Source organism: Streptococcus sp. 27098_8_73 (genome assembly GCF_041432495.1).
GTDB lineage: Bacteria > Bacillota > Bacilli > Lactobacillales > Streptococcaceae > Streptococcus.
Window position 1 is genome coordinate 67,401 of record NZ_JAPVZT010000010.1, and the last position, 22,401, is coordinate 89,801.

The window sequence follows — 22,401 nt, forward strand, 5'->3', positions numbered from 1 at the left end:
GCCATCTATTTTGTTCTAGCCAAAGATCGCTATTTCCCCAAAACTTGCCAATCCTTGCTAAATACAGTGGACTATATAAAAAATATTTATGGAGATTACTACATGATTTAAGGAGATTACTACATGATTGATGCATATAAAAAATTTTGGAAGGGCTATGTGGATTTCACCGGTCGCTCAACTCGCCCAGAATATTGGTGGCCAATTCTCTGCCATTTTTTAGTAATGATACTAATACTTTGTACTGCTCTTCTGATTGAGACGGTTTTGAACTCTGAGACTGGAGGAGCCTTATCTACCGCCTTTGCTGGCCTGATGGTTATCTATTACATTGCAATTCTGCTTCCCTCTCTCGCCATTCAAGTTCGACGATTGCGAGATGGTGGCTATCATTGGGCTCTTCTCTTTTTGTACTTGGTCCCACTTTTTGGCCGTTTGATTCTGTTTATTTTTTATTGTCAGCCTACAAAATATGAACTCGTTAGCAATGGTTCCTATAATAATACAGACTACCAAAATCAGCAATTTAGCCAAAATCCCTATCAAGAGCAGCAAAATTACCAACAAAATTTTGTGGCAACTGAAAACGAGTAAAGTCCATTGAATCAAACAAAAAGCATTCTACTTTAACAGGCCTCCCGAAAGGTTAGATTTTTGTATCTAACTCTTTGGGAGGCCTGTTAAATTTACCTGGTTTTTTATGTTTGTTAGACCATACTATTTTTCCATAGCTTCATTATAGATTCGAATCCGAGGGGCAACTTGATTTATCACATCTAAAAACTGTAATAAGTCAATATATTTTTGATCCGTATAAGGTCCAAAAGCCAGACGAATATCTTTGTTAGAACTCATTGGATTGTAATACAGATACAGGTGATGAACTTTTGCATACTTTGTTTCTTGCACTTCCTCAATCTTAATGGTCACATCAGCTAAGTCAGAAAGCATGAGAAATTGGAAATAAGCATCAACCCGTATGATGGCATCCTTATAGAGATAGAGAGATAGGCTTTCACGCACATAACGAGAATCGCTATAAATTAGTTGAAAATCCTTTTCTAGCTCTGGAAAGTGAGAATAAAGTTCTTGACAGCGTCGCAAACTCTTTTCTCTATTGACTATAGCAAGGCAAGTAAAGAGACCACTCATTGCCATTAGCAAGATGATTAAAATCAGGGTCATTCTCCCCCCGACTTCATCTGTCTGTGACAAAGCCAAGAGCAAAACGAAAGCCCCTAGACCACAAAAAACAGGAAAAACTAATTCCTTATAAAATTTAACATTTATTTTTTCTTGCACCAATTATCCTCTCAATCCAAACATGGCTCGTTTTCCACCTTTAGCCTAGGCCCAAGGATTATAAAAGCGTCCTTGATTGACAACGAAAAGAAGAAGGCTGAGGGCTAGTAGAAGGACAGACACCACGATTACAAGTTTGTCTAGTTTTCCGAAGGCTTGCTGGGTGTACCAGGTCCGCTTCTTGTTTTTCCCAAAGCGGCGTAGCTCCATGGCCGTCGCGATCGTATTGATTCGCTCAAGCGAGCTGAAAATCAGGGGAATGACGATTTGCAGATTGCCCTTGACCCGCTTGCTGAGGGGAGCCTTTTTGGATAATTCTTGCCCACGCGCCTCTTGAGACATCTTGATGAGGTAAAATTCCTCCTGCAAATCTGGAATATAACGCAGGGTCAGGCTGACCGCATAGGCAATTTTATAAGAAAGGCCGATTTGGTTCAGACTGGAAGCAAATTGACTGGGATGGGTGGTCATGAGAAAGATCACCGCTAGGGGAATCGTTGAGAAATACTTGAGCAAAAGATTCAAGAGATAAAAGAGCTCCTGAAGCGTGAGATTATAAGCTCCCCATCCTGTCCAGAGCAGATTCTTGGCTCCGTAAATTTCCACCCCATACTGAGGGGCAAAGAGATAGACCATGAGAATATTCAGCGCTGCAAAAGTTCCCGCAAAAGCCAAAACGAAAGAAATATCTTTCAGCCGAATCTCAGACACTCGAAATAACATCAGGGAAGCCAGAGCCACAAGAAGGAGGAACCGCGTATCGTAGCTCATCATGGCTGCCACTGAAACCAAGATAAAAAAGATCAGTTTGCTGGCACCAGAAAGAGCATGGAGAAAAGTCTTTCCGGCATGGTAGCCAATCAATTTCTGTTGATTAAACATGACTTTCCTCCTTTTTTCGCATGTAAAATTGAGTCAGAGCTAGCGGATCCACTCCCAGCTTCTCAGCTAGACTAAAAATCGAAGTTTCCTTTAGATTTGCCGCTGCAATCAACTCATGATTGGACAAAACCTGAGCAGGCGACTGGTCTGCTAAAATCTGGCCGTCCACCACCACGATGGCCCGATCCGAATAATCCAGCATAAGCTGCATATCATGGGTAATCATGATAATCGTGTGTCCCTGCTGGTTTAGCTCATCGAGAAAGTCCATCATTTCTGTATAATGGCGCTGATCCTGACCAGCTGTTGGCTCATCCAAAAGGATAATCTCTGGATTCAGCACCAAGATAGAAGCAATGGTCACCCGCTTCTTCTGACCAAAAGACAGGGCTGAGATTGGCCAACTGCGGAATTCATAGAGGCCACAAGTTTTGAGCACAGCATGAACCCTTTCTTCAATCTCTGCTTCTGCCAAACCACGCAACCGCAGTCCCAAAGCCACTTCATCAAAAATCATTGTGGTCGAAATCATCTGATTGGGATTTTGCAGGACATAACCAATCCGCTCTGCTCGATCCTTGATAGAGTCTCCCTTGATATCCTGTCCCTGCCAATGATATTGCCCTTCTGTATCAATAAAACGACAGAGAGCCTTGGCTAGCGTAGACTTGCCAGCTCCATTTTTCCCAACTATGGCTATCCGCTCACCCTTGAAAATCTTCAAACTGATATCCCGCAAAATAGGTCTATCGCTCTGATAAGCAAAGGAAACATGGTCGAGTTCTAAAAGGGCCTCGTGCCTACTGTCAATCTGCTCTGCTTTTTGGTCGGTCAGATTCTGCGAAAGTCCTGTAAGTTCCAGCTCGGTTAAATCAGCCAGATGAGTCGCGCTTGCCACATCAAAACCAAGCTGCCGCAAGGCTGTGATATAGAGAGGTTCTCGAATCCCATTTTCCGCTAAGAGCTCCGTCTTGAGCAGATCATCTGGCGCACCGTTAAAGAGGATTTGCCCATCATTGACGAAGACAACTCGGTCAACAGGTCGATAAAGAACGTCTTCTAAGCGATGCTCGATGATGATGGTCGTGGTCGCAGCTTCTCTATGAATCTGATCAATCAGGTCAATCGTATCCTGACCAGACTTGGGATCGAGATTGGCCAAAGGCTCATCAAACAGCAAAATTGGACTCTCATCAATTAAGACACCCGCCAGACTGACCCGCTGCTTCTGCCCACCAGACAAGTCTTGAGGACGGTGGTCCAAAAGCTGCTCTAGGTCTAGCTGCTTGGCCCAACGCAGGACTTTCTCCCGCATCAAGGGCAAGTCCACCATATCATTTTCCAGGGCAAAGGCCAGATCCTCTGCTACACTAAGCCCGATAAACTGCCCATCTGTGTCCTGCAAAACCGTGCTGACAAGATTGGACTTGTCATAAATACTGCTATCAAAGGATGGCTGCCCCTTAATCAAGAGTTGGCCACTGGCCTGTCCCTTGTAAATATTGGGAATAATGCCGTTTAAACACTGACCCAGGGTTGACTTACCAGAGCCAGACGGTCCAATCAGCAGCACCTTTTCCCCTTCATAAATGGTCAGATTGATATGCTTCAAAGTCGGCTCCGACTGAGCCTGATATTGAAAACTAAAATCTTCAAATTGAATAATTGGTTTTTTCATGTTTTTCTATAAGGCCAGAGCGATCTGAATCGCCAGATTGGCCACCTTGTCTTTCTCGTCTAAGTCCGCGTGATTAGCCAGATTGCGCATGTCCCAAGCCTCCTCAGACAAATGATCCGCCGCATAAAAGAACTGGCAAATTTGAACGCCACGAAAGGCCGCCAGAGCCGCTACAGCCGAGCACTCCATATCCACACAGATAGCTCCCGCCTCTTTTCGCCTGCGCAGCTTGTCCGCAGTCTCTCGGAAAATACCGTCGGTCGTCCAAACCTTGCCCAAGCTATGGGAAATCCCTCGCTGTTCAAGGAAATTCAAGAGAAAATTCTGCAAGCCAACATTGACCGCTATCTCCGAACTAGCCGGCTGGTAATGATAGCTAGTCCCCTCATCACGCAAGGCTGCTGTCGGAATAATAATGGATGCTTCTTTGATGTCCTCGTCCAGCACACCACAAGTCCCAAAGAGAACCAGCTTTCTCATACCAAAAGCAATTAAATCCTCCAGAATAGCCACACAAGCAGAAGCCCCAACTGGAGCATTAAAAAGAGTTAGCTCCTGCCCATCCGCAAAAACCCGATAAATAGGAATTTCAATGTTGGCCATAGATGTCGTCGTAATCAACTCATGGTCAAAATCCGCCAACATTCGGGCAAAGGTCTCCCGAGCAAAGCAGGACACTGCCGTCTGCGGAAAGCCTTCAATAGGCTCTATCAAATCCTCTGGATTAATGATGGCCTTACGATTTTGATCAAACTCTTCAAGAATCATCGACTTCTTTTATACCTTTCTTTAGCACGAAATAGCCAGCTAGCGTCCACTGACTCTATCCTACTATTGTATCATAAAAAGGCTGTCTACTGACTATCACCAGCATATTTTCTAGCTAGCCAAGGATATAGGCAGACTCTATAGCAAGGATGGGTTCAAGCGCATTTTAGAACAAAAAAGATTGGGATAAAGCAACTGCCCTCCAAGCGCTAGATTAATATCTAGCTATCGGAGGGCAGTCAATCTGAATGAGAGTTTTCACATAAAAAGATTATTCATCCATAAATGGAAGCTAAACTGGCTGAGTCCAGTCTTGGCATGAACAAAGACTACAAAACAAACTCCTGACAATCTTCAAAGAGAGCTTTCATTTGGGCAAAAGTCATAGCAGAAACAAGAACTTTCTCAGCATCAAATAATTGTGTCATATTTTCAGGAAGCTTGTCCAAAAAATCTGAATATGAAATTCTCTTGTAAATAAAGAATTTCTCCAGATTGTCCGGGTCTGCATCATCACATCCGACCAGATTACAGCACCAGCTAAGTTTTGATTCATCAATATATTCAGTATCTTCTGGTGCGAGGGTAGGTACGAGAGGAAGGATTGTATCAACACCAGCAGTTAGCGTATAGGTCCCTAAAATTTTTTCACTCTGCTCACTTCCATAAAATTTACTTTGAGCGTCATAGGCACCAATATACTGTCGAGTGGTGAAAAAATCGCTATAACTCTGAGCAGGATTATCTGCCTTCAAGAAACCTTCCACCAGATGTAGACTCAGGGCAAGCGTTCTCCGAATACCATCTTGATACACAAGCTCATAGCCTGATTTTAGAAAGTCCTCCAAGCCAAAAACTATGTCCTCTTGATAAGGGTAGTCCCAGACACTTGAACTGCTATATTCTCTACCATGTTCATCACGGATGCTTGTCCCCAAACGACTTGATAGCTTAGAAATCAAAGTAAGGGCCTGAGACCAATCAGCAAGTGTTGAAGGAGTCAGAATCCGCACATTGTAAGTTTGTTGAGTCTTATCATATTCCAAGTCAATATAACGACCTGACTTTGCAGGAACCCAGCATTTCAATAGAGCAAGCTTATCTAGTCCAAGGTACACAAACTCTTTCTGTATAGGGTGGGGTTCAAGTCCATCAACAAATCCAAGCAATTCACTGATTTTTAAAACTTTCTGAAATCCTAGAAAACCCCGTTTATTTGGAATGGAAAATGTAATACTCATAAAGTAAACCTCCTTATATTATCTTGTTATATTATAATATATGCTACAAGAATGTAAAATAAAGACCTACAACTAGAAAAATAGAGCTATAAGAGATTTTCTAGATTTATTTCTAAAAATACTAGCTTGCCATACCATCATCCTAAAATACGTAACGCTGAACCCCTTTACTAAACAGCTTGTCTTTCCACATCAAAAACAGCCCCAGTGGACTGTTTTTGATTCTTTATGCAGGACTTACTTCATTTAAACTTTCTCCAATCGCAGTCAAACGTTCTATCACTTCATTTTTGCGTCAGCTCCTGATTGTAGTCCAAAGCTAGCTTGATCCAGTAAGACAGTTCCTTTTGTCCCTCGCTATCTAAATCAATATAGCCATGATAAAGCCTATTCTTCATCACTGTGACACTGGCACCATTTTTAGGCAGGACCTGCTTTTCCAGTTCCTTACCTATGCGGACCATGACAAGCTCTTGACCTCTCGAACTCACAGTAACGGTCATCTTGCCTCGGACCATAAAAGCCAAGCCACCAAACATCTTCTTCTCTTCTACCTCTTCTTCAAAAACACGAGGAGAAAGTTCAGTAGCTAAAATGGTACGAATCTGTTGAGCCAAAGATTTACTATATGCCATCGCTCTCCCCTACTTCATCATCACATCCCAGCCGATACCAAAACGGTCAATCAAGCGGCCATAAAACTTAGCAAAAGCTTGATTCTCTAGAGCATAGAGAATCCGTCCACCTTCAGCAAGCTTAGCAAAGAGCTCATCGGCTTCTTCTCTACTACCTGGACTCAGAACTAACCATTGATTGGGCTGATGATTGCTAGGAATAGATAGGTCGTTAAAAATGCCTACATCCTCTCCATTCAGGGTCAAGTTTCCCGAATCTAAGGCAATCCAGGCAATCTTATCTCGTTTTTCTGCAGGAAGGTCTGCTGGATCCATCATCTCACTGGCTCGGACAAGTCCCTTTATCTCTGTCTGAAAAAGATCTGCATAGAAACGAAAAGCTTCTTCGGCCTGACCATTAAAACTTAAAAACACGTCTAATTTCATTATTGTTCCTCCAATTGTTTATAACTGAGAATAAATCTCTAGTATCAGTTTATCAATTAAGATAAAAATTTTCTTATTCTCAATTGCGCTTGTTTGGCTAGGGAACGCATGATTAAAACTGGAAGATTAACTGTAATAGGTGGATCACTGGGCAAGGGCCTGCGCATGCTGATTTCCTCCTGATAGATGCTATCGCCTGAAAAAGTGAGAGGCTCATCGCTGCCCCAGCGAAAGTTATGCTTCAAGACATAGTTTTTAGTTAGGCGTAAATCCTCCAGCAATTCACAGGCCAAAAGATAGTAGTGACCATCGGGTACATTTTCAAAAGTAAACTGTCTCTCCTGACTAAGTGCTACTCCGATAACTGGCTCTTCTTTAGGTATGCGGGTTTTAAAAAGCCCGATACAACTAATGCGTGGTTCATACCCCTCAGGATAAGATAGCGTCACAGTCAACCGATTGCCACTTTTACAGTCGGGATCCTGATGCAAGAAAGCTCCCTTCTCATCCAGCTGTTTGACCATAAAATCATAAGCCTTGGTTGATTCCTGATAATATTTTTTAGGCGAAAGTCCAGTATGCCGCTTAAAAGTATTGGAAAAACTGCCTAGACTATCATAACCAGCTTCCATAGAGGTCTCAGTCACATTTTGCCGGCCTTCTACAATCTCCTAAATCCCTTTTTCCATCTTAAGAGCTTCCATATATTGCTTGATAGAAAAGCCCATCTTTTTCTTGAAAGTTCTGGATAGATGGGAAGGACTATAATGGAAATGATGAGCCAAATTGGTCAGACTCAGCTCTTCATCTGCATGCTGACGCAAATAGGCTGCCACTTCTTCCATGATAGCTTTAGACATAGACTTGCTCCTTTCCCATTTATTTAAGCCCATTATATCACATCAAAAAGAAGGGACAAAACATCGAAATCTGAATAATGAAAAAACTTTAGACACTATTTGTCTAAAGTTTTTTATCTTCACGATTAAATTACTGAGCTACCAATGTTTCCAAGCTTTCTCCAATCGCAGCCAAACGCTCCACCACTTCTGCTTGTGTCAATTCATTTTCTGAAACATAGCGGTTGCGAGGATGAACACGGCATTCGTGAGAGCAGCCACGGAGGTACTTGTCTTCGTTTTCTTCTGAAGTCAGGATGCGGCGGTTACACTCTGGATTGCCACAGTTGACATAGCGCTCGCAAGGAGTCCCGTCAAACCAGTCTTTCCCAATCACAACTGGATCAACATGGTTGATATCAACGGAGATACGCTCATCAAAGACATACATCTTGCCGTCCCAAAGCTCACCTTGAACTTCTGGATCCTTGCCGTAAGTCGCGATACCGCCATGAAGCTGACCGACATCCTTATATCCTTCACGCACCATCCAGCCTGAGAATTTCTCACAGCGAACACCACCAGTACAGTAAACAACCACGCGCTTGTCCATGAACTTCTCTTTGTTATCACGAACCCATTGCGGCAATTCGCGGAAGTTGCGGATGTCTGGGCGAATGGCTCCACGGAAGTGACCTAGATCGTACTCATAGTCGTTACGAGTGTCTAGGACAACAGTGTCTTCATCAAGAAGGGCTTCTTTGAACTCTTTTGGAGACAAGTAAGCTCCTGTCGTTTCCAGCGGGTTGATGTCATTATCAAAATCATTGTCTTCCAAGCCCAAGTGAACGATTTCTTTCTTGTAGCGAACAAACATTTTCTTGAAGGCTTGCTCATTTTCTTCGTCAATCTTGAACCAAAGGTCTTCCATGCCTGGAAGGCTGTGCACATAATCCATGTATTTTTGAGTGGTTTCATAGTCACCAGAAACCGTTCCGTTGATTCCCTCATCTGCTACCAAGATACGGCCTTTCAGACCGATAGATTTACAGAAGGCCAGATGATCAGCTGCAAATTTCTCAGCATTCTCAATCGGAACATATTTGTAGTAAAGTAGGACGCGAATATCTTTTGCCATAAGATTTCAACTCTCATTTCTTTATAAATTTTCTGAATTTTTTAATTCATCTATTTATTATAACCTGATTGAAAAAACTGGGCAAAAAATTTGTTTGGAAAATAGCAGAGCTGGAATCTCTATGCAGAAAAGCACCTTAGCCCTCTTTCTCCAATTCTTCTAAATATTTTTCAAAGCGCTTCTTCTGCCACTTGCTGAGGATCTCTAAGAGAATATTGACCAGCAGCATAAAAGGAAAGTGAATGACAAAAGTAATTAAAATAACAAATAGGAACATGGGGTGAAAAACACTATTATGATAAATAGCATGATTGAGCTGAAAATTCTGGCAGGCAATCAAAAGGGTCAGAAAGCCTGTCGCAGCCAGCACACCCCAGATAGTCAGACTGAAACTATTGTAATAATTAGCTCCCAGATACTGAGTGCGACACATGAAATAAAAACTGGTGATGAGAATCAAAAGCAAGAAGGGCTGATAGTGAACGACTCCCCCATTCATAGCTACAGAACCCATATATAAAGCTAAACTGCCACATAGCATGAGACTGAAACTCTCCATACCAGCCTTGTTGACCAGTTGTTCTTCGCGTTCGTCTAAGATTTGACGTTTAATAAGTTTTATTTTCATTTCAAACTCCTATACTTCTACTCCAAAAATAGGGATTAACAACATAAGAATGGCAGGAAGTCCGTTATTAATCATGTGAACTGCAATACTGACTTCCAAGCGCCGAGTTTGACAAGCCAGCAAGGTCAAAATCACAGAAGCACCACCATAAATCACAAAAGACATGATATTAGTTGGGCCATGAAAAATCGCAAAGAGCAGTCCGCCTATGATATAGCCCCAGTTTTCATAGCCTTTAAAGATTTTTAGAGGAATGATGCCACGGAAAATAATTTCTTCTGCGATGGGCGCTAAAATTCCAAGCATGATGGACAATAAAATTACATCTCCTCTTCGGAACTCCTCCATCAAAGATGCCTGATTAGCCGTTGTCACCTCGCCATGCAGCCATCGGAGTAATACCGTCCCAAGGACAGATATGAGCAACATGCCTAAGAGGCTGAGAGCAATTCGTTTCCCGTCTCCTTTTTGAAAAATTTTTCCAGATGGAGATAGGATGCCAGTTTTCTTTGCTACCGCGACAAATACCAGTAAAATGAGGATTATCAGCGAAAGTCCAAGACCAATGGTCCAATGTTTAGGAAATTGATAAATTATTGCTAGCTGCTGAAACAGCATAGGGAGGATATACAAGGCCAAGGCTAAAAAAGCGCAGCCAACCCAGATCAATCGTTTCCACCAAGTCATTCTTCATCCTCCAATTCCTGATCGAGCTTTGCCTGACCTTTGCCGTTTAGGTAAAGACTGATCTTGTCCATCATCAAGCTTCCAAGCAGAAACAGTATCATTGCAAAAGCCAGCTTGAGCAGATACAAAATGCTGAACATGCTAGCCAGATTTTCTCGCTGACCAAAGAAATCAATGCCCATAAGGATGAGAACAAAGACGACTCCACCGCCAAAACGCTCTGGCCATTTTTCCTTTCTCACCATATCACCAACATCAATGCCTAGGCTTATGCGACGAAGCAAGGCATATAGACCTACTAGGGTAAGCAGAATACCTTCTGGCAGATAGGCCAGCAAGCTTAGATGAAGGACATAGGCTTTGAAAAATACAGAGATAGCCAAGAAAAGGAACATTCCTAGTACTAGTTCTCCCGCAACTTTGCCGTCCAATTTTTCTGTTCGTTCATCTTTTATAACCGGCTGCTTCTTCATTTTCTTTCTCACTTTCTTATTTATAGGTTGAAGATTCATTGATTCTAATTCTCATCATTTTCTAGTTCTTGGTCCAATAAAACCTGTCTCTTCTGATAAAAATGATCGACCAACTGATCAAATATACTAGAAAATGCAGTTATCAAAGCTAAAATAAAAATAAATTGCAAAATTGGATGATGGCGAAAGAATGGTCGAAGAGCTGAATTTCCACTCCACATCTGAACAGCCACGATTACAATCGCTAAGATAGCTCCATTGGCCAAACGACTTCTGAAACTCCTATGCCCAATAGATGGCTTGTAGCGTCTGATATCAAGTCCCAACTGCCAGCTCCGAATTCCTGCATATAGCTCCATCCCTAAAATAATCAAGATTTCTGGTAAGTAGCCTTCTACTGGCACATGCCAGATCATAATTTTGATAAAAATAGAAATAAGGAGTAAAATGATCGCAAAAAATGCAACTTCATTGCCTAATTTTCGTTCAAGTTGTAAAGTCCGCTCGTCTGTATAGACTTTTTGTGGTTTGTCCTTCATTTTCTTTCTCACTTTCTTCCTATTCTTCCCAAAACAACTGATCCAGCGTTTTATTGAGGCATTTGCAAATGGCCAAGCATAGACTAAGACTGGGATTGTACTTGCCTGCCTCAATCAGGCCAATGGTCTGACGAGTCACACCAATGGCATCAGCCAAGTCGCCTTGAGTCATGTCATGCTCAGCCCTTGCCATTTTTAACCTAAGATTTTTTGCCATGGCCACCATCCTTATCGTCATTCTTTTGCCCGTCTATGGCGTAGAAAGCAGAGCCAAGGGCGGCATTAGCACAAGCGATTATGATAAAGGTTTGATCTTTCTGAATCATGCCAACAACTAGTAGAACTATCGCCAATACAAGACAAATAAGTAGTGTAAGCAGATTATTCCCTTTCTTATTCATATTTGCGCTCCTTTCGTCTTCATAAATCCATTATACAATATATTTTAAATAATGCAATATATAAATTACATTTTGTTTTTTATTTTGTACAAAAAAAGATTGGGACTTTCCCAATCTTGTAATATCTAGTTTGATTAATCTTTCTTAAGGCTACCTGAGCGAGTCTGAGTACGAGCGTAGGCTAGTAAGAGCAAGGTTCCTGCTACGGCAACTGTCACTCCATTGGAAAGAGTTGCTACAAAGCCTTGCACAAAGACCTTATTGACCGGCTCGCTATAAATCAAGATATCACCAATCGGAGCGACCAAGAGCCAGACAAAAGCATTGGCCAAAAGCTGGAAGATATTGAAGTTGACGATGTCCTTCACTTCAAAGATACCTTCTGCTGCACGAATGCGATTTTTAAACAAACCGAGAATGAAACCAAAGAAGGCACTAGCGATAATCCATGACCACCAGAGACCGTAGCCAGCCATAGCATCTTTGATAACGTGACCAATCAAGCCCATCAGGAAGCCAACAAAGGGACCAAAAACGACACTGAAGAGGGCCTGAACCGCATATTGCAACTGAATACTGGTATTTGGGACAGGTGTTGGAATGCTAATCATTCCGATAACTACAAAAAGTGCAGCTCCAATCCCCGTTGCAACAACTTCTTTAATAGTAAACTTTGTATCTAACAATTTCTTTTTCATAATGTTCTCCTTTAATTTTCTATACGTTTAATCTCAATATGCCATTGAGCACCGACACCAACATTATAAGCCTTGGCAAAAGAACCTTGGTTAATAGCCAAGCCCACCCGATAGAGGGAATTGATGTACAAAATCGGCTGACCAATGCGGACATCCGCAAAGGACTTGCCATAGGTCACTTGGTTTTGATAAACCAGCATGTCATTGTTGTAGATAGTGACTTCAAAGCGGTCGCCAAAGTTGGGCTCTAAGGTGCAGAATTCCTCGCGCGTAATCGAAGTCCAAAGCGAGCCAAAGCGAACATCCAAAATATCAATAGCTCCGCTGACAAAATTATCCGCCAGCCTTGTTTCGACAACAGGGATTTCAACAATTTCTTCGACACTCAGTTCTGGGCCAACTTCCTCAAAACTGATGTGGCCGCTAGCTAGCTTGGCACCTGTGTAGGCATAGACATCTCGCCCGTGGAAGGTATAAGAATGCTCGGTATTCTTGCGACGATTTTCCACTTCTGAAATCTCACGAATAGCTACGATACCGACATGCTTTTTGATAAAGGACAGAGTACCATTATCAGGTGTCACGATATATTGATTTTTGCTGGTCTTAGCAACCACGCTTTTCCGCTTAGAACCCACTCCCGGATCCACGACCGAAACAAAGGTCGTTCCCTCTGGCCAATAATCTACCGTCTGAAAGAGACGATAACTGCCCTCAAAGATATTGTAAGGAGTGATGTCATGGGTCAAATGATGGATTTTCAGCGTTGGTGATTCCTCCAAAGCTACTCCGATCATAGCTGACACTGCTCCATCTACCAGACCGAAGTCCGACTGCAGCACTAATATGTTGTTCATCTTATTCCTCCCAGGCCTTGAGCCTGATATTCTCCAAGTCTTCTAATCTTACCAAAATTAGGCTCTTTTCGCTAGAGCTGGAGGCATAGGATTTTTTTATAACCGTCTATTTCTCAAAGATATAGCATGCAAGCTAGTTTTTTTCTGGATCAAACTTATGCCAGAACAATTCCTTGAGCAAGCTAGGATAGGAAAGTCCGGCAACTTTTGTCTTGCTTAACTTTTTTATGACTGAAAATCAGCTTTTTCACTGCGTTTCTTTACCAGATATTGGCCGAACAGACCACCGATTAAAGCACCTGCCACTACCATCACGATAAAACTAGCAATGGTCGGGAAATCCAACGGCAGCAAAATCCGATTGATGTATTCTGCTGTCTTACCACGCGCTACCAAGCTATCAATATAAGCCTGACGTGCTAGCCACATGAGGATAATAGGCCCCGAATTGACAAAAGAGAAACAAACAAAGGAAATCAGATTCAAGAATTTATTTTCGTATTTGCCCAAGCCTGCAATCATGTCCGCCAAGAGACCGAACACCAAGCCCGGCAAACCAGCAATCATAAAATGACCAGACAGGAGGAAAAAACCTCCCATTATTAGGCCTACTAAGCTGATCGCTCCAAATTTTTTAATCTTGCTTTGCAGCAACATATAAACGCTTCCACCAAAAACTGCAGCAAAGACTGGAGCATAGAGCATATTGCCAGCATTGTCAAAAAAGTGCCCTACTAGTACTCCTAGTCCGACACAGAGAAAGTAGAGCAGAGCAAAAACTCCCGTCCATTTCAACTCTTTCAGTGTTAACGATGTCATTATTGAATCCTTTCTAATTGTGAAGCTAAAACTTCATAAAACTATTGATAGCTATATCCTTGATACGTGCAAATGCGCATTTCATGCTTTGCCATCCTTGCTGCAGGAGGAAGTTCTAGCAAGGTTTGTAGATCTAGCATCCTTGATAAGCTTTCTTCCTAGGAAAACTAATTGTTTATTAAAGCAACTTTCCTCGGCATGGGCAAAATCCAGCACTGCCAAGAAGTAATGTATTATACTATTTTTCTATACTTAGCTTTATTTATTATAGCATTATGAAAATAGAATGTAAATTAAACTTTCAGACTTTTCAAAGGAAGATAGCTGACAAAAGGAGGCTGGGACAAAAGTCCGAGCCTCTAAATTGTCTTTGGATTGTCGAGCAAGACGCAGTGGTTGAGTGGGTTCTATTACGCTGATTTCATCAGCGTAATAGAACCCTACTCAACTGTGCGGAGGTGGGACGACGAAATCGAATTCTAACGAATTACCGATTTCTGTCCCACTCTCTGTCTAGCGATGACTGATCTTTCTAGTTAGGAAATCTCCCAGAAACTGGATAAAGAAGATAAGAAGCAAGAGCAAAACAGTCGCTAAAATGGTCACGTCTTGGTTGAAACGTTGATAACCATAGGCAATCGCTACGTTCCCAAGGCCACCTGCACCGATCGCTCCCGCCATAGCTGTTTCACCAACTAGCGAGATTAGGGTCACTGTTGTCACCCGAATCAAGTCTGGTAAGCCTTCGCGCAGGTAAACACCAATGATATCCCATGAGTTAGCTCCAACCGCCTGCGCTGCTTCAATCACCCCGCGATCTAATTCTGATAGAACCACCTGTACCTGACGGGCAAAGAAAGGGAAGACCGCCAAAGATAGTGGCACCAGAGCTGCTGTTGGACCAATCCCTGTCCCCACAATCATCCGTGTGAAAGGATTGATCAAAGCTAGGAGAATGATAAAGGGAATTGCCCGAAAGATGGATGTGACCTTGTCCAAGATGAAAAAGGCTGTTTTATTTTCTAAAATACCACCAGGCGCTGTCAATACCAGGAAAAGTCCAGCGATCAAGCCTAGAATCCCACCGATCAGGAAAGAAATAATCGTCATATAAAGGGTCAGATAAATCGCTGTTCCCCAGCCAGCCTGACCAGCCCAGCCCATCTTATAGACATTGGGCAAAAATGTTTTAATCAAGTCTATCAATCTAAATTCCTCCCTTAAGCACCTTTAATTCTATGCCAGCAGCTTGTAAATTGCTTTGAGCAGACGCAAGATTTTCTGCATTCCCTGACAAAATGACTACCATCTCCCCGACAGGCACATTGTCTAAAATCTCAATGTTAGCATGTAAAATATTGGCCGAAACCTGATACTGCTTGTAGATATCGTTGATAATGGCTGTATCTGTCACCGTACCAGCATACTTCAAATGCGCCAAGACAGAATCCGCTGGCAAATCTTGCACAATCTTCTGCTGATTGATTTTAACCATCGCTTCAGTGATGCCTGTTGCCGTGGTGATAAAGTCTTGGGTCAATTCGTTCTGTGGATTGGTAAAGATATCCAAAACCGAGCCTTCCTCGATCAATTTTCCATTCTGCATAACAGCTACACGATTGGCAATATCTTTGACAATCTGCATTTCGTGCGTGATGAGTACAATCGTCAGCCCCAACTTTTGATTCAAATCCTGAAGCAAGGCCAAAATTTGCTTGGTTGTTTTAGGATCCAATGCCGAAGTCGCTTCATCTGAAATCAAGATTTTTGGATCATTGGCCAAGGCTCTAGCAATCGCCACACGCTGCTTCTGCCCACCAGACAGTTGAGACGGATAATTATCCGCTCGATCTTCCAGACCAACCAGTTCTAAAAGTTTACGAACCTTCTCCTCTTTTTCAGCAGCAGACAAAGTTGAGTGCTTCAAGGCAAATGCGACATTTTCCTTGGCCGTCATCTGAGCCATCAGATTGAAATGCTGGAAAATCATACCAATATCTTTTCGCTTTTCCCGCAGTTGAGCCGCATTCAGCTGGACTGTCCCCTTGTCGTATAGGACTGTCCCATCCACAGTGATGCGACCACCAGATGGCTTCTGCAGGAGGTTAATAACCCGCACCAAAGTTGACTTTCCGGCACCAGAATAACCCACGATACCGTAAATATCTCCCTGATTGATGTGAATGGTCACATCTTCAACCGCCTTGATGACACGATTTTTCTGTGTAAATGTGACATCAATACGGTCTAATTTGATAATTTCATTGCTCATAACTTCTGATTAACTCCTTGATTAATTCAATATGGGTATAATAATCGGCAATCTTGACATTTTCATCGCCGCCATGATCTCGACTGTTAGCATTTCCCAAGCCAAAGGCAGCCATCGGAACTTCCAAAGCCTCAAAGACTGTATGCATAGGCCCTGTTCCTGCCGATGTTGGAAGCACTGAGATGCCTTCTGGATAAAAATCCTTGGCCAGTTCAATCACATTCAGGATGGAAGGGGCACTCATATCGCTACGATAGCTCATTTCTCCCAATGTATAAGTTAATTCTACCTTATTATAGCCATTTTTGTCCAGTTGCTTGCGAATCTTGTCCAAGACATCATGGGGCTCCAAGCCTGGTACCAAGCGTACTTCCATCTTGGCAGAGGCATGTGCTGGGAGTATGGTTTTGACTCCCTGACCCTGATAGCCCGAACCGAAGCCTTCAATATTAATGGCTGGCTCAAAATAGAAGCGACGGAGAAATTCCTGCCTTTCCTCCTTCAAGACTGGAAGCTGGAGACCGTAGATTTCCTTCAATTCTTCTGGTGTCTTCAGAGCATATTGGTCAATCAAAGCCAGCTCTCGCTCATTGGGCTCCTGTACTTGCTCATAGATGCCCTCCACTAAGATTCGACCGTCCGCACTACGCAGGCTAGAGATAGCATCCATCAAGTACCAAGAAGCAGAATTGATGACGCCCCCATAGCTAGAATGGATATCGACTTCCGCACTACGAACAGACATATCAAAGGTAACAATGCCTTTATTCCCACCAGAAATCTCTAGCTGGCCTAGATTATTACGCGTGCCCTGCTCCCAGACCAGCAAATCTGCTCCCCGCAAATGTTTCTTATGCTTAGCCAGATATTTATCCAAGTCTGTCGAAGCCGACTCCTCTGCTCCCTCCATCATAAAGATGATATTGACTGGCAGCGAACCGTTCTCTCGGATATACTTACGCACCGCTGTCAAACGCGCCGTAATGTGGCCCTTGTCATCATCGACTCCGCGGCCATACATAACACCGTAGTGGACCGACAGAGTAAAAGGATCGTTGGTCCAAGGCTGGTCATTATCGGCCGGCACTGTATCATAGTGGTGATAGAAAATGATAGTCTTGGCTTCAGGATTGTCCGACTGAAACTCTGCCAATACAAAGGGAGCCGTGTAACTGTCATCAATCATCACTTTAGCACCCGCGGCAGTGAAAATTTCTCCCAGATAGGTAGCTACCTCCTTGAGCCCAATTTGCTGGGCAAAGATAGATTTTTTAGAAATCAAGGTCCGCAACACCTCAAAATAGTGTTGAGCCACCTCATCATTTTCAAACTTTTTAATTTGTTCACTCTCAGTTGAGAAAGGCATGTATAACTCCTACTAATCGCATCTGTTTAAAGATGACCTGCTATGAGTCACGAAAGCTGCTATCTTGTAAGTCTACAGCTCTCCATCAAAAATCACCAAATCATCTCTGCCAATAAAAACTCTAACTAATAGCAGATAAAGGGCTGGAGAAATCCATTCCCCGCCCTTTCTATCTTCAATTATTTTTTATAAAATCTTACCAAACTGGTTGATCCATACCATCTGAAGACTCTTCAATGACTTTTTTAACTTCGTCAGTATGGTAAGCCTTGATGATTTTCTTGATAGCGTCTGCCTTGTCAGATTTTTCCCAATCTTTCTTAGCAGCAATTAGGTTGTACCACAGTTTAGAATTTTCATCTGTCTTTTCTTTGTAAAGAGCGCTCTTGTAGTCAATACCAGCTTCGCGAACGAAGGTATTGTTGACAACCGCTGCATCTACAGAAGTAAGAGAAGCTGCTGTTTGAGAAGCATCCAATTCAGAAATTTTCAAGTTTTTCTTGTTTTCTTTGATGTTAGCAACAGTCGCAAGCTTAGTTGAATCTACATCTAACTTGATCAAACCAGCTGCTTGAAGAAGGTTCAAAGCACGGCTTTCATTTGTTGGGTCATTTGGCACAGCAATGCTTCCGTTTTCTGGAATGTCTTTCACATCAGTATATTTGTTTTTGCCATCTTTAGTACCAGAGTAAAGACGGATTGGTGCGATATAAGTATCTGCTACAGACTCCAAGTCAGCATTGTTTTCTTTATTCCAGTTTTTCAGGTAGTAGTAATGCTGGAAGGCATTGATATCTACATCGCCGTCACGAACTGCTTGGTTAGGTTGAGAATAGTCTGTAAATTGGGTAAACTCCAATTTAACACCTGCTTTATCCTTATCAAGGATTTCCTGAACCTTGTCCCAACGTGCTTCTTCTGTATCGCTGAGGTTCATCACACCAACTTTTACAGTCACTGTTGCACTGTCTGCTGACTTAGCGTCTTTAGATGTTGAAGACGAGCAAGCTGCCAAACCAAATGCTGCTACAGCTAAGAGCGCTGTTGCACCAAACCATTTTTTCAATTTCATGAGATAATCTCCTTATAAAATATATTTTTTTAGTGAAAGGGTCGTAAGTTATTTCCGATTGCTTAGGGCAAAGAAAATCAGAACTTACTTGATATCCTTGGCATCTGGCAAATAAGTGCCGCCAAAGAATTCTTTTGATAATTTTTCAAGTGTGCCATCCTCGTAGAGTTCCTTGATCCGCTTGTTCATAAAGGTTTGAAGTTCTTCTTGTCCTGAAGCAAGGATCGGATAGACATACGGTTGTTGGTCACTTGGAAGTTCAATCACTTCGACATTATCTAAACCTTGGTCTTTGATGATGGTATCTACTGTGATACGCTCAAAGATCTTGTAGTCTGAACGGCCATCATTCAAATTGGCCAAGATTTGCTGGATTGTACCATCTGTGTAGTTGATGGTTGTGGGATTTGAACTGTGTTCTTCATTGTACTTTTCCAGTTGTTTGGCTGTTGAAGTACCTTGAACAACCTCCGTAGACTTGCCTCCGATATCGTCCAGCGACTTGATATTCACTCCTTTACGAACCACCAAGACGGTTGGGTTTTTAGCGTAAGGGTTGGTATAGAGGTATTTACCAGCACGGTCTTCTGAATAACTGATGTTATTGGCACCGATTTGGTAGCGGTCACTGTCCAAGCCAGAGAAAACAGAAGCCCATTTGGTTTTGTTGAAGTTGACTTCGTACTTATCTGAACCTTTAAAGATTTCACGAAGCACTTCAATTTCGTAACCAGTTAGTTTTCCGTCCTTATCTTCATAAGAGAAAGGCTTGGTTGTCCCAACCGTTCCGACTTCAATCGTCTTTTTCTTTGTAGCACTATCTTTACTTGCAGAAGACGAGCAGGCTACAAGCAGCCCAACTGCAAGACTTCCTACCACAGCAGTGGCAGTGTATTTCAATATTTTTTTAATATTCATATCTCTATCTCCTCCTAAAGAGCATGTTTCTATCATACCAAAAGTCGAAAATCCTGACCATTATATATTTTTTATCAAGGTGATAGATTTTCTTTATCACTGATTCGATTATTCAAACTATTTGAAAATATCGAAATCTTGTTTTTCTATGATAACAAAAGAAGAGGAGATTGCCTAGTTCTTATTTTCTATGAAAGACTATAGTTATTTCTTATAGTGCTTGAGGAGGAAGAGGGCGTTTTCGACATAGTAAGGCACAGAAATCTGAAAGGCCGCATCATCAATCGTCATGCTATCATGGTGCAGGTCAGGCGCATCTGCTGCACCATTTGAGCCGATAAAAGCAAAGACACCAGGGATTTTTTCTTGGTAAAAGGCAAAGTCTTCGCCAGCTGAAGACGGCTGGGCAGGCAGTAGCTCCCCGATATTCTGAGAATTTTTAAAAATAAGCTCGGCTAATTCTGGATCATTATAGGTCACTGGCGGAGTCTGATCCCAGATAATAGTGGCCTTAGCACCGAAATTCCCCGCTGTATGCTCCACAATACGGATAAAATCCGCCTTCAAACGCTTTTGCAAATCAGGATTAAAACAACGAATGGTGCCTTCAAAGAAGCCATTTTGCGGCAGAACATTCCAAGTCGCTCCAGCCTCAATGTGGGTCACAGATAAAACAACTGGCTCAAAGGGCGAGACAGTCCGAGAAACCAGAGCTTGGAGATTTTGAATCATGCTGGTCAGAGTCAGCACTGTATCCACTCCCAGGTCCGGCCGAGCCGCATGGCTACTGACTCCCTCTACAGTCACCTTAAACTTTTCCACGCCTGCCATCATAGCTCCCGGCTTCAAGGCCATTTGCCCAGCTTTTAACTGGGGCATATTATGAAAACCGATAATCGCAACTACATCATCCAGCAAACCCGTAGCCAGAACTTGACTGGCTCCTTGGGAGGTTTCCTCAGCTGGCTGAAAAATCAATCGAATGGTTCCCTGTAAATCTTCTTCCATAGCCTTGAGCAACTCCGCCGCTCCCAAAAGACTAGTCTGATGAAAATCATGGCCGCAGGCATGCATGACACCAGGATTTTGGCTAGCGTAAGGCAGACCTGTCTTCTCTAAAATGGGCAGGGCATCAATATCTGCCCTTAAAGCGATAACTGGGTCTCCTTGACCGATTTCGGCAATCAAACCCGTCTCTAAGCCAGAGTCCAAAATTTTAATTCCTAAGTCTTGCAAATAACGGCTTAGAAAGGCTGTTGTTTCATATTCTTGGCCAGACAGCTCTGGATGCTGATGGAGATGATGACGCGTTTTTACTAATTTATCATAGAATTTTTTCATGGTAGACTCCTTTACTCTACATATCTACGCTCCAGTATAGCACAAAGCTAGACTAGGAAACAAAATAAATAGAGAGCAGAATGAAGCATCCGCCCTCTCATCTTGCTATTAGGATATATCGCCTTCAAAAGCTCTGACGATAGATTCATAAGAATAATCACGCTCTAGGACCCATTTGCCATCTGTTTTGACAAATTTCAACTGATAATCTCGTTCTGGTGTAAGGAGAGGACGCGAATCCATTCCAGCCATCATGTCATTAGCATAGCTCTTATCGGTAGCTTTATAGACGTCACTCAGACTTCCATATTCAGAGCGATGTTTGTCATAAAAATCTTGACGGTAGGTATACATGGTTTTATTTAGACTGACCGTTCTCGGTTTGATCTTGATAACGATTGAATTTGGCATGTACTGGGCTACTGTGTAATCAATTTCTGAGCGTTTGGCATTACTTTTCACATAGGCATCAATGAAAGCATTGATTTCATCATCACTAAATGGATAATCATGCAATTTACGTGTGAAATCTGCTGCAAAAGCTGCTCTATAATCTTTCTTATCTTGCTCCAAATCGCCACCTAAGACCAAATCGCCTTTGTCTTTGGAGGATTTTGTCTTTGCTTCTCCTCCCAAGAAAACAGCATTGAGGTAATCAGAAGCTAATTTCTTTGATTCGTCAACGTGATTCGGATATTTCGCAGGATCAACTTTTAGTTTGATGGGTTCTGCTTTTTCATCGGAGCCGTAGGATTTCTTCTCATAGTGAAGTTCATATTTCTTGCCATCTTCAACCTTAAAGACCAGATTACCAGAAAGAGTCTTTCCTTCCGCTAAATCTTCATAGCTCAGTGTTTTAAAGTTTTCTTTGTCGTCATAGACTCCGACCGGCTGGATCTTTTCTCCCTCTGAATCATAAAAACCAATGTCTGAGGAGGAAATCATAATCTTATCATTTGTTTTATTCTTAATTTCCAAAGACAAGGCCAAGTATTTGGCATCAGCTGATCCGTTGCTTGGCATAATGAACTGGCCATCCTTAATCTGGATATCAACCTGCCCATTGCTGGCTGATTTTTTGACAGTCGTTTCCTGGCTTGGCTTACCAGAATGTTTTTTATTTGGACTTGGAAGCAAGGCACAGGCTGTTAAGCTCACACCTGCCACAAGCAAGGCTGTGTATTTAAATACTTTTTTCATCATTGTCTCCTTAATTTCTTAATACTGTGACTTTTCTATTTTATCATACTTGGCTAAACTGGTAAATACCGTTTGAAATCAACCTCATGTAAAAATGCATCCTTGCAATCTCTAAAATGACCAAGCAGATCAAATGAAAATTTTAAAGTGCGGTCTTAAATAAAACAGGCAAAATTTCTAATTCCCATATAAGAAATTGGTTACAAAAAAGAGAGTGGGAC

Annotated in this window: 24 protein-coding genes and 3 pseudogenes; 1 reads left to right on the forward strand and 26 read right to left on the reverse strand. The window is 42.3% G+C overall.

The genetic code is table 11. The features are described from left to right. Window positions 1-123: 123 nt before the first annotated feature. Window positions 124-594, forward strand: a complete 471-nt coding sequence (locus O3651_RS07780) for a DUF805 domain-containing protein (RefSeq protein WP_371610101.1) — start codon at window positions 124-126, stop codon at window positions 592-594. A gap of 123 nt (window positions 595-717) precedes the next feature. On the opposite strand, the gene O3651_RS07785 is transcribed toward O3651_RS07780, so the two are convergent. From O3651_RS07785 to O3651_RS07910, 26 genes and pseudogenes are all read right to left on the reverse strand, one after another. Continuing rightward, the gene (locus tag O3651_RS07785) at window positions 718-1,302 is read right to left on the reverse strand and encodes a hypothetical protein (RefSeq protein ID WP_371610102.1); all 585 of its coding nucleotides are present in this window, start codon (window positions 1,300-1,302) and stop codon (window positions 718-720) included. A 45-nt stretch (window positions 1,303-1,347) separates the two neighbouring features. Continuing rightward, window positions 1,348-2,184, reverse strand: a complete 837-nt coding sequence (locus O3651_RS07790) for an energy-coupling factor transporter transmembrane protein EcfT (protein ID WP_371610103.1) — start codon at window positions 2,182-2,184, stop codon at window positions 1,348-1,350. After that, window positions 2,177-2,980, reverse strand: a pseudogene (locus O3651_RS07795) (energy-coupling factor ABC transporter ATP-binding protein); the annotation flags it as partial. The gene O3651_RS07790 and the pseudogene O3651_RS07795, both read right to left, overlap by 8 nt. A gap of 27 nt (window positions 2,981-3,007) precedes the next feature. Next, window positions 3,008-3,862 (reverse strand): annotated as a pseudogene (locus O3651_RS07800) (DUF3744 domain-containing protein); the annotation flags it as partial. Between the two features lie 6 nt (window positions 3,863-3,868). After that, the gene (locus O3651_RS07805; RefSeq protein WP_371610104.1) at window positions 3,869-4,630 is read right to left on the reverse strand and encodes a nucleoside phosphorylase; all 762 of its coding nucleotides are present in this window, start codon (window positions 4,628-4,630) and stop codon (window positions 3,869-3,871) included. Window positions 4,631-4,959: 329 nt separating this feature from the next. Further along, the gene (locus O3651_RS07810) at window positions 4,960-5,871 is read right to left on the reverse strand and encodes a DUF4299 family protein (RefSeq protein ID WP_371610105.1); all 912 of its coding nucleotides are present in this window, start codon (window positions 5,869-5,871) and stop codon (window positions 4,960-4,962) included. Between the two features lie 284 nt (window positions 5,872-6,155). Further along, window positions 6,156-6,506: a TfoX/Sxy family protein gene (locus tag O3651_RS07815; protein ID WP_371610106.1), complete on the reverse strand. Its 351-nt coding sequence runs from the start codon at window positions 6,504-6,506 to the stop codon at window positions 6,156-6,158. Between the two features lie 9 nt (window positions 6,507-6,515). Then, window positions 6,516-6,932 carry a VOC family protein gene (locus tag O3651_RS07820; protein ID WP_371610107.1) on the reverse strand — a complete coding sequence of 139 codons (417 nt, stop codon included), beginning with the start codon at window positions 6,930-6,932 and terminating at the stop codon, window positions 6,516-6,518. Window positions 6,933-6,988: 56 nt separating this feature from the next. Then, window positions 6,989-7,825: pseudogene (locus tag O3651_RS07825) on the reverse strand (helix-turn-helix transcriptional regulator). Window positions 7,826-7,922: 97 nt separating this feature from the next. Beyond that, on the reverse strand, window positions 7,923-8,909 hold the full coding sequence (locus O3651_RS07830; RefSeq protein ID WP_371610108.1) for a rhodanese-related sulfurtransferase: 987 nt from the start codon (window positions 8,907-8,909) through the stop codon (window positions 7,923-7,925). A 136-nt stretch (window positions 8,910-9,045) separates the two neighbouring features. Continuing rightward, complete coding sequence (locus O3651_RS07835) at window positions 9,046-9,537, reverse strand: DUF6773 family protein (protein WP_371610109.1); 492 nt, start codon at window positions 9,535-9,537, stop codon at window positions 9,046-9,048. A gap of 9 nt (window positions 9,538-9,546) precedes the next feature. Further along, entirely contained in the window at window positions 9,547-10,224 is a 678-nt protein-coding gene (locus tag O3651_RS07840) for a lysostaphin resistance A-like protein (RefSeq protein WP_371610110.1), read from the reverse strand. After that, on the reverse strand, window positions 10,221-10,697 hold the full coding sequence (locus O3651_RS07845) for a DUF6773 family protein (protein ID WP_371610111.1): 477 nt from the start codon (window positions 10,695-10,697) through the stop codon (window positions 10,221-10,223). The genes O3651_RS07840 and O3651_RS07845 overlap by 4 nt, the downstream gene beginning before the upstream one ends. A gap of 44 nt (window positions 10,698-10,741) precedes the next feature. Beyond that, window positions 10,742-11,236, reverse strand: a complete 495-nt coding sequence (locus tag O3651_RS07850) for a DUF6773 family protein (RefSeq protein WP_371610121.1) — start codon at window positions 11,234-11,236, stop codon at window positions 10,742-10,744. Between the two features lie 19 nt (window positions 11,237-11,255). After that, window positions 11,256-11,453 carry a helix-turn-helix transcriptional regulator gene (locus tag O3651_RS07855; RefSeq protein ID WP_005591814.1) on the reverse strand — a complete coding sequence of 66 codons (198 nt, stop codon included), beginning with the start codon at window positions 11,451-11,453 and terminating at the stop codon, window positions 11,256-11,258. Continuing rightward, window positions 11,437-11,637, reverse strand: coding sequence for a potassium transporter (locus O3651_RS07860; RefSeq protein WP_125372463.1), 201 nt, complete (start codon window positions 11,635-11,637; stop codon window positions 11,437-11,439). The genes O3651_RS07855 and O3651_RS07860 overlap by 17 nt, the downstream gene beginning before the upstream one ends. Window positions 11,638-11,771: 134 nt before the next feature. After that, window positions 11,772-12,335, reverse strand: a complete 564-nt coding sequence (locus tag O3651_RS07865; RefSeq protein WP_045500779.1) for an ECF-type riboflavin transporter substrate-binding protein — start codon at window positions 12,333-12,335, stop codon at window positions 11,772-11,774. A gap of 11 nt (window positions 12,336-12,346) precedes the next feature. Continuing rightward, complete coding sequence (locus O3651_RS07870; RefSeq protein ID WP_268731718.1) at window positions 12,347-13,192, reverse strand: S-adenosyl-l-methionine hydroxide adenosyltransferase family protein; 846 nt, start codon at window positions 13,190-13,192, stop codon at window positions 12,347-12,349. 225 nt (window positions 13,193-13,417) lie between these two features. Then, window positions 13,418-14,011 (reverse strand): MptD family putative ECF transporter S component, encoded by a 594-nt coding sequence (locus O3651_RS07875; RefSeq protein WP_371610112.1) that lies wholly within the window; start codon window positions 14,009-14,011, stop codon window positions 13,418-13,420. A 513-nt stretch (window positions 14,012-14,524) separates the two neighbouring features. After that, window positions 14,525-15,217, reverse strand: coding sequence for a methionine ABC transporter permease (locus tag O3651_RS07880; RefSeq protein ID WP_005591809.1), 693 nt, complete (start codon window positions 15,215-15,217; stop codon window positions 14,525-14,527). A 1-nt stretch (window position 15,218) separates the two neighbouring features. Next, the gene (locus tag O3651_RS07885; protein WP_371610113.1) at window positions 15,219-16,283 is read right to left on the reverse strand and encodes a methionine ABC transporter ATP-binding protein; all 1,065 of its coding nucleotides are present in this window, start codon (window positions 16,281-16,283) and stop codon (window positions 15,219-15,221) included. Next, the gene (locus O3651_RS07890) at window positions 16,273-17,649 is read right to left on the reverse strand and encodes a M20/M25/M40 family metallo-hydrolase (RefSeq protein WP_371610114.1); all 1,377 of its coding nucleotides are present in this window, start codon (window positions 17,647-17,649) and stop codon (window positions 16,273-16,275) included. Before O3651_RS07890 ends, O3651_RS07885 begins: the two co-directional genes overlap by 11 nt. Window positions 17,650-17,845: 196 nt before the next feature. Continuing rightward, entirely contained in the window at window positions 17,846-18,721 is an 876-nt protein-coding gene (locus tag O3651_RS07895; RefSeq protein ID WP_371610115.1) for a MetQ/NlpA family ABC transporter substrate-binding protein, read from the reverse strand. An 84-nt stretch (window positions 18,722-18,805) separates the two neighbouring features. Continuing rightward, a complete protein-coding gene (locus tag O3651_RS07900) occupies window positions 18,806-19,639 on the reverse strand; it encodes an amino acid ABC transporter substrate-binding protein (protein ID WP_005592302.1) in 834 nt (277 codons plus the stop codon). Window positions 19,640-19,843: 204 nt separating this feature from the next. Further along, window positions 19,844-20,980, reverse strand: coding sequence for an amidohydrolase (locus O3651_RS07905; protein ID WP_371610116.1), 1,137 nt, complete (start codon window positions 20,978-20,980; stop codon window positions 19,844-19,846). A 108-nt stretch (window positions 20,981-21,088) separates the two neighbouring features. After that, window positions 21,089-22,183 (reverse strand): DUF4352 domain-containing protein, encoded by a 1,095-nt coding sequence (locus O3651_RS07910; protein WP_371610117.1) that lies wholly within the window; start codon window positions 22,181-22,183, stop codon window positions 21,089-21,091. Window positions 22,184-22,401: the final 218 nt, after the last annotated feature.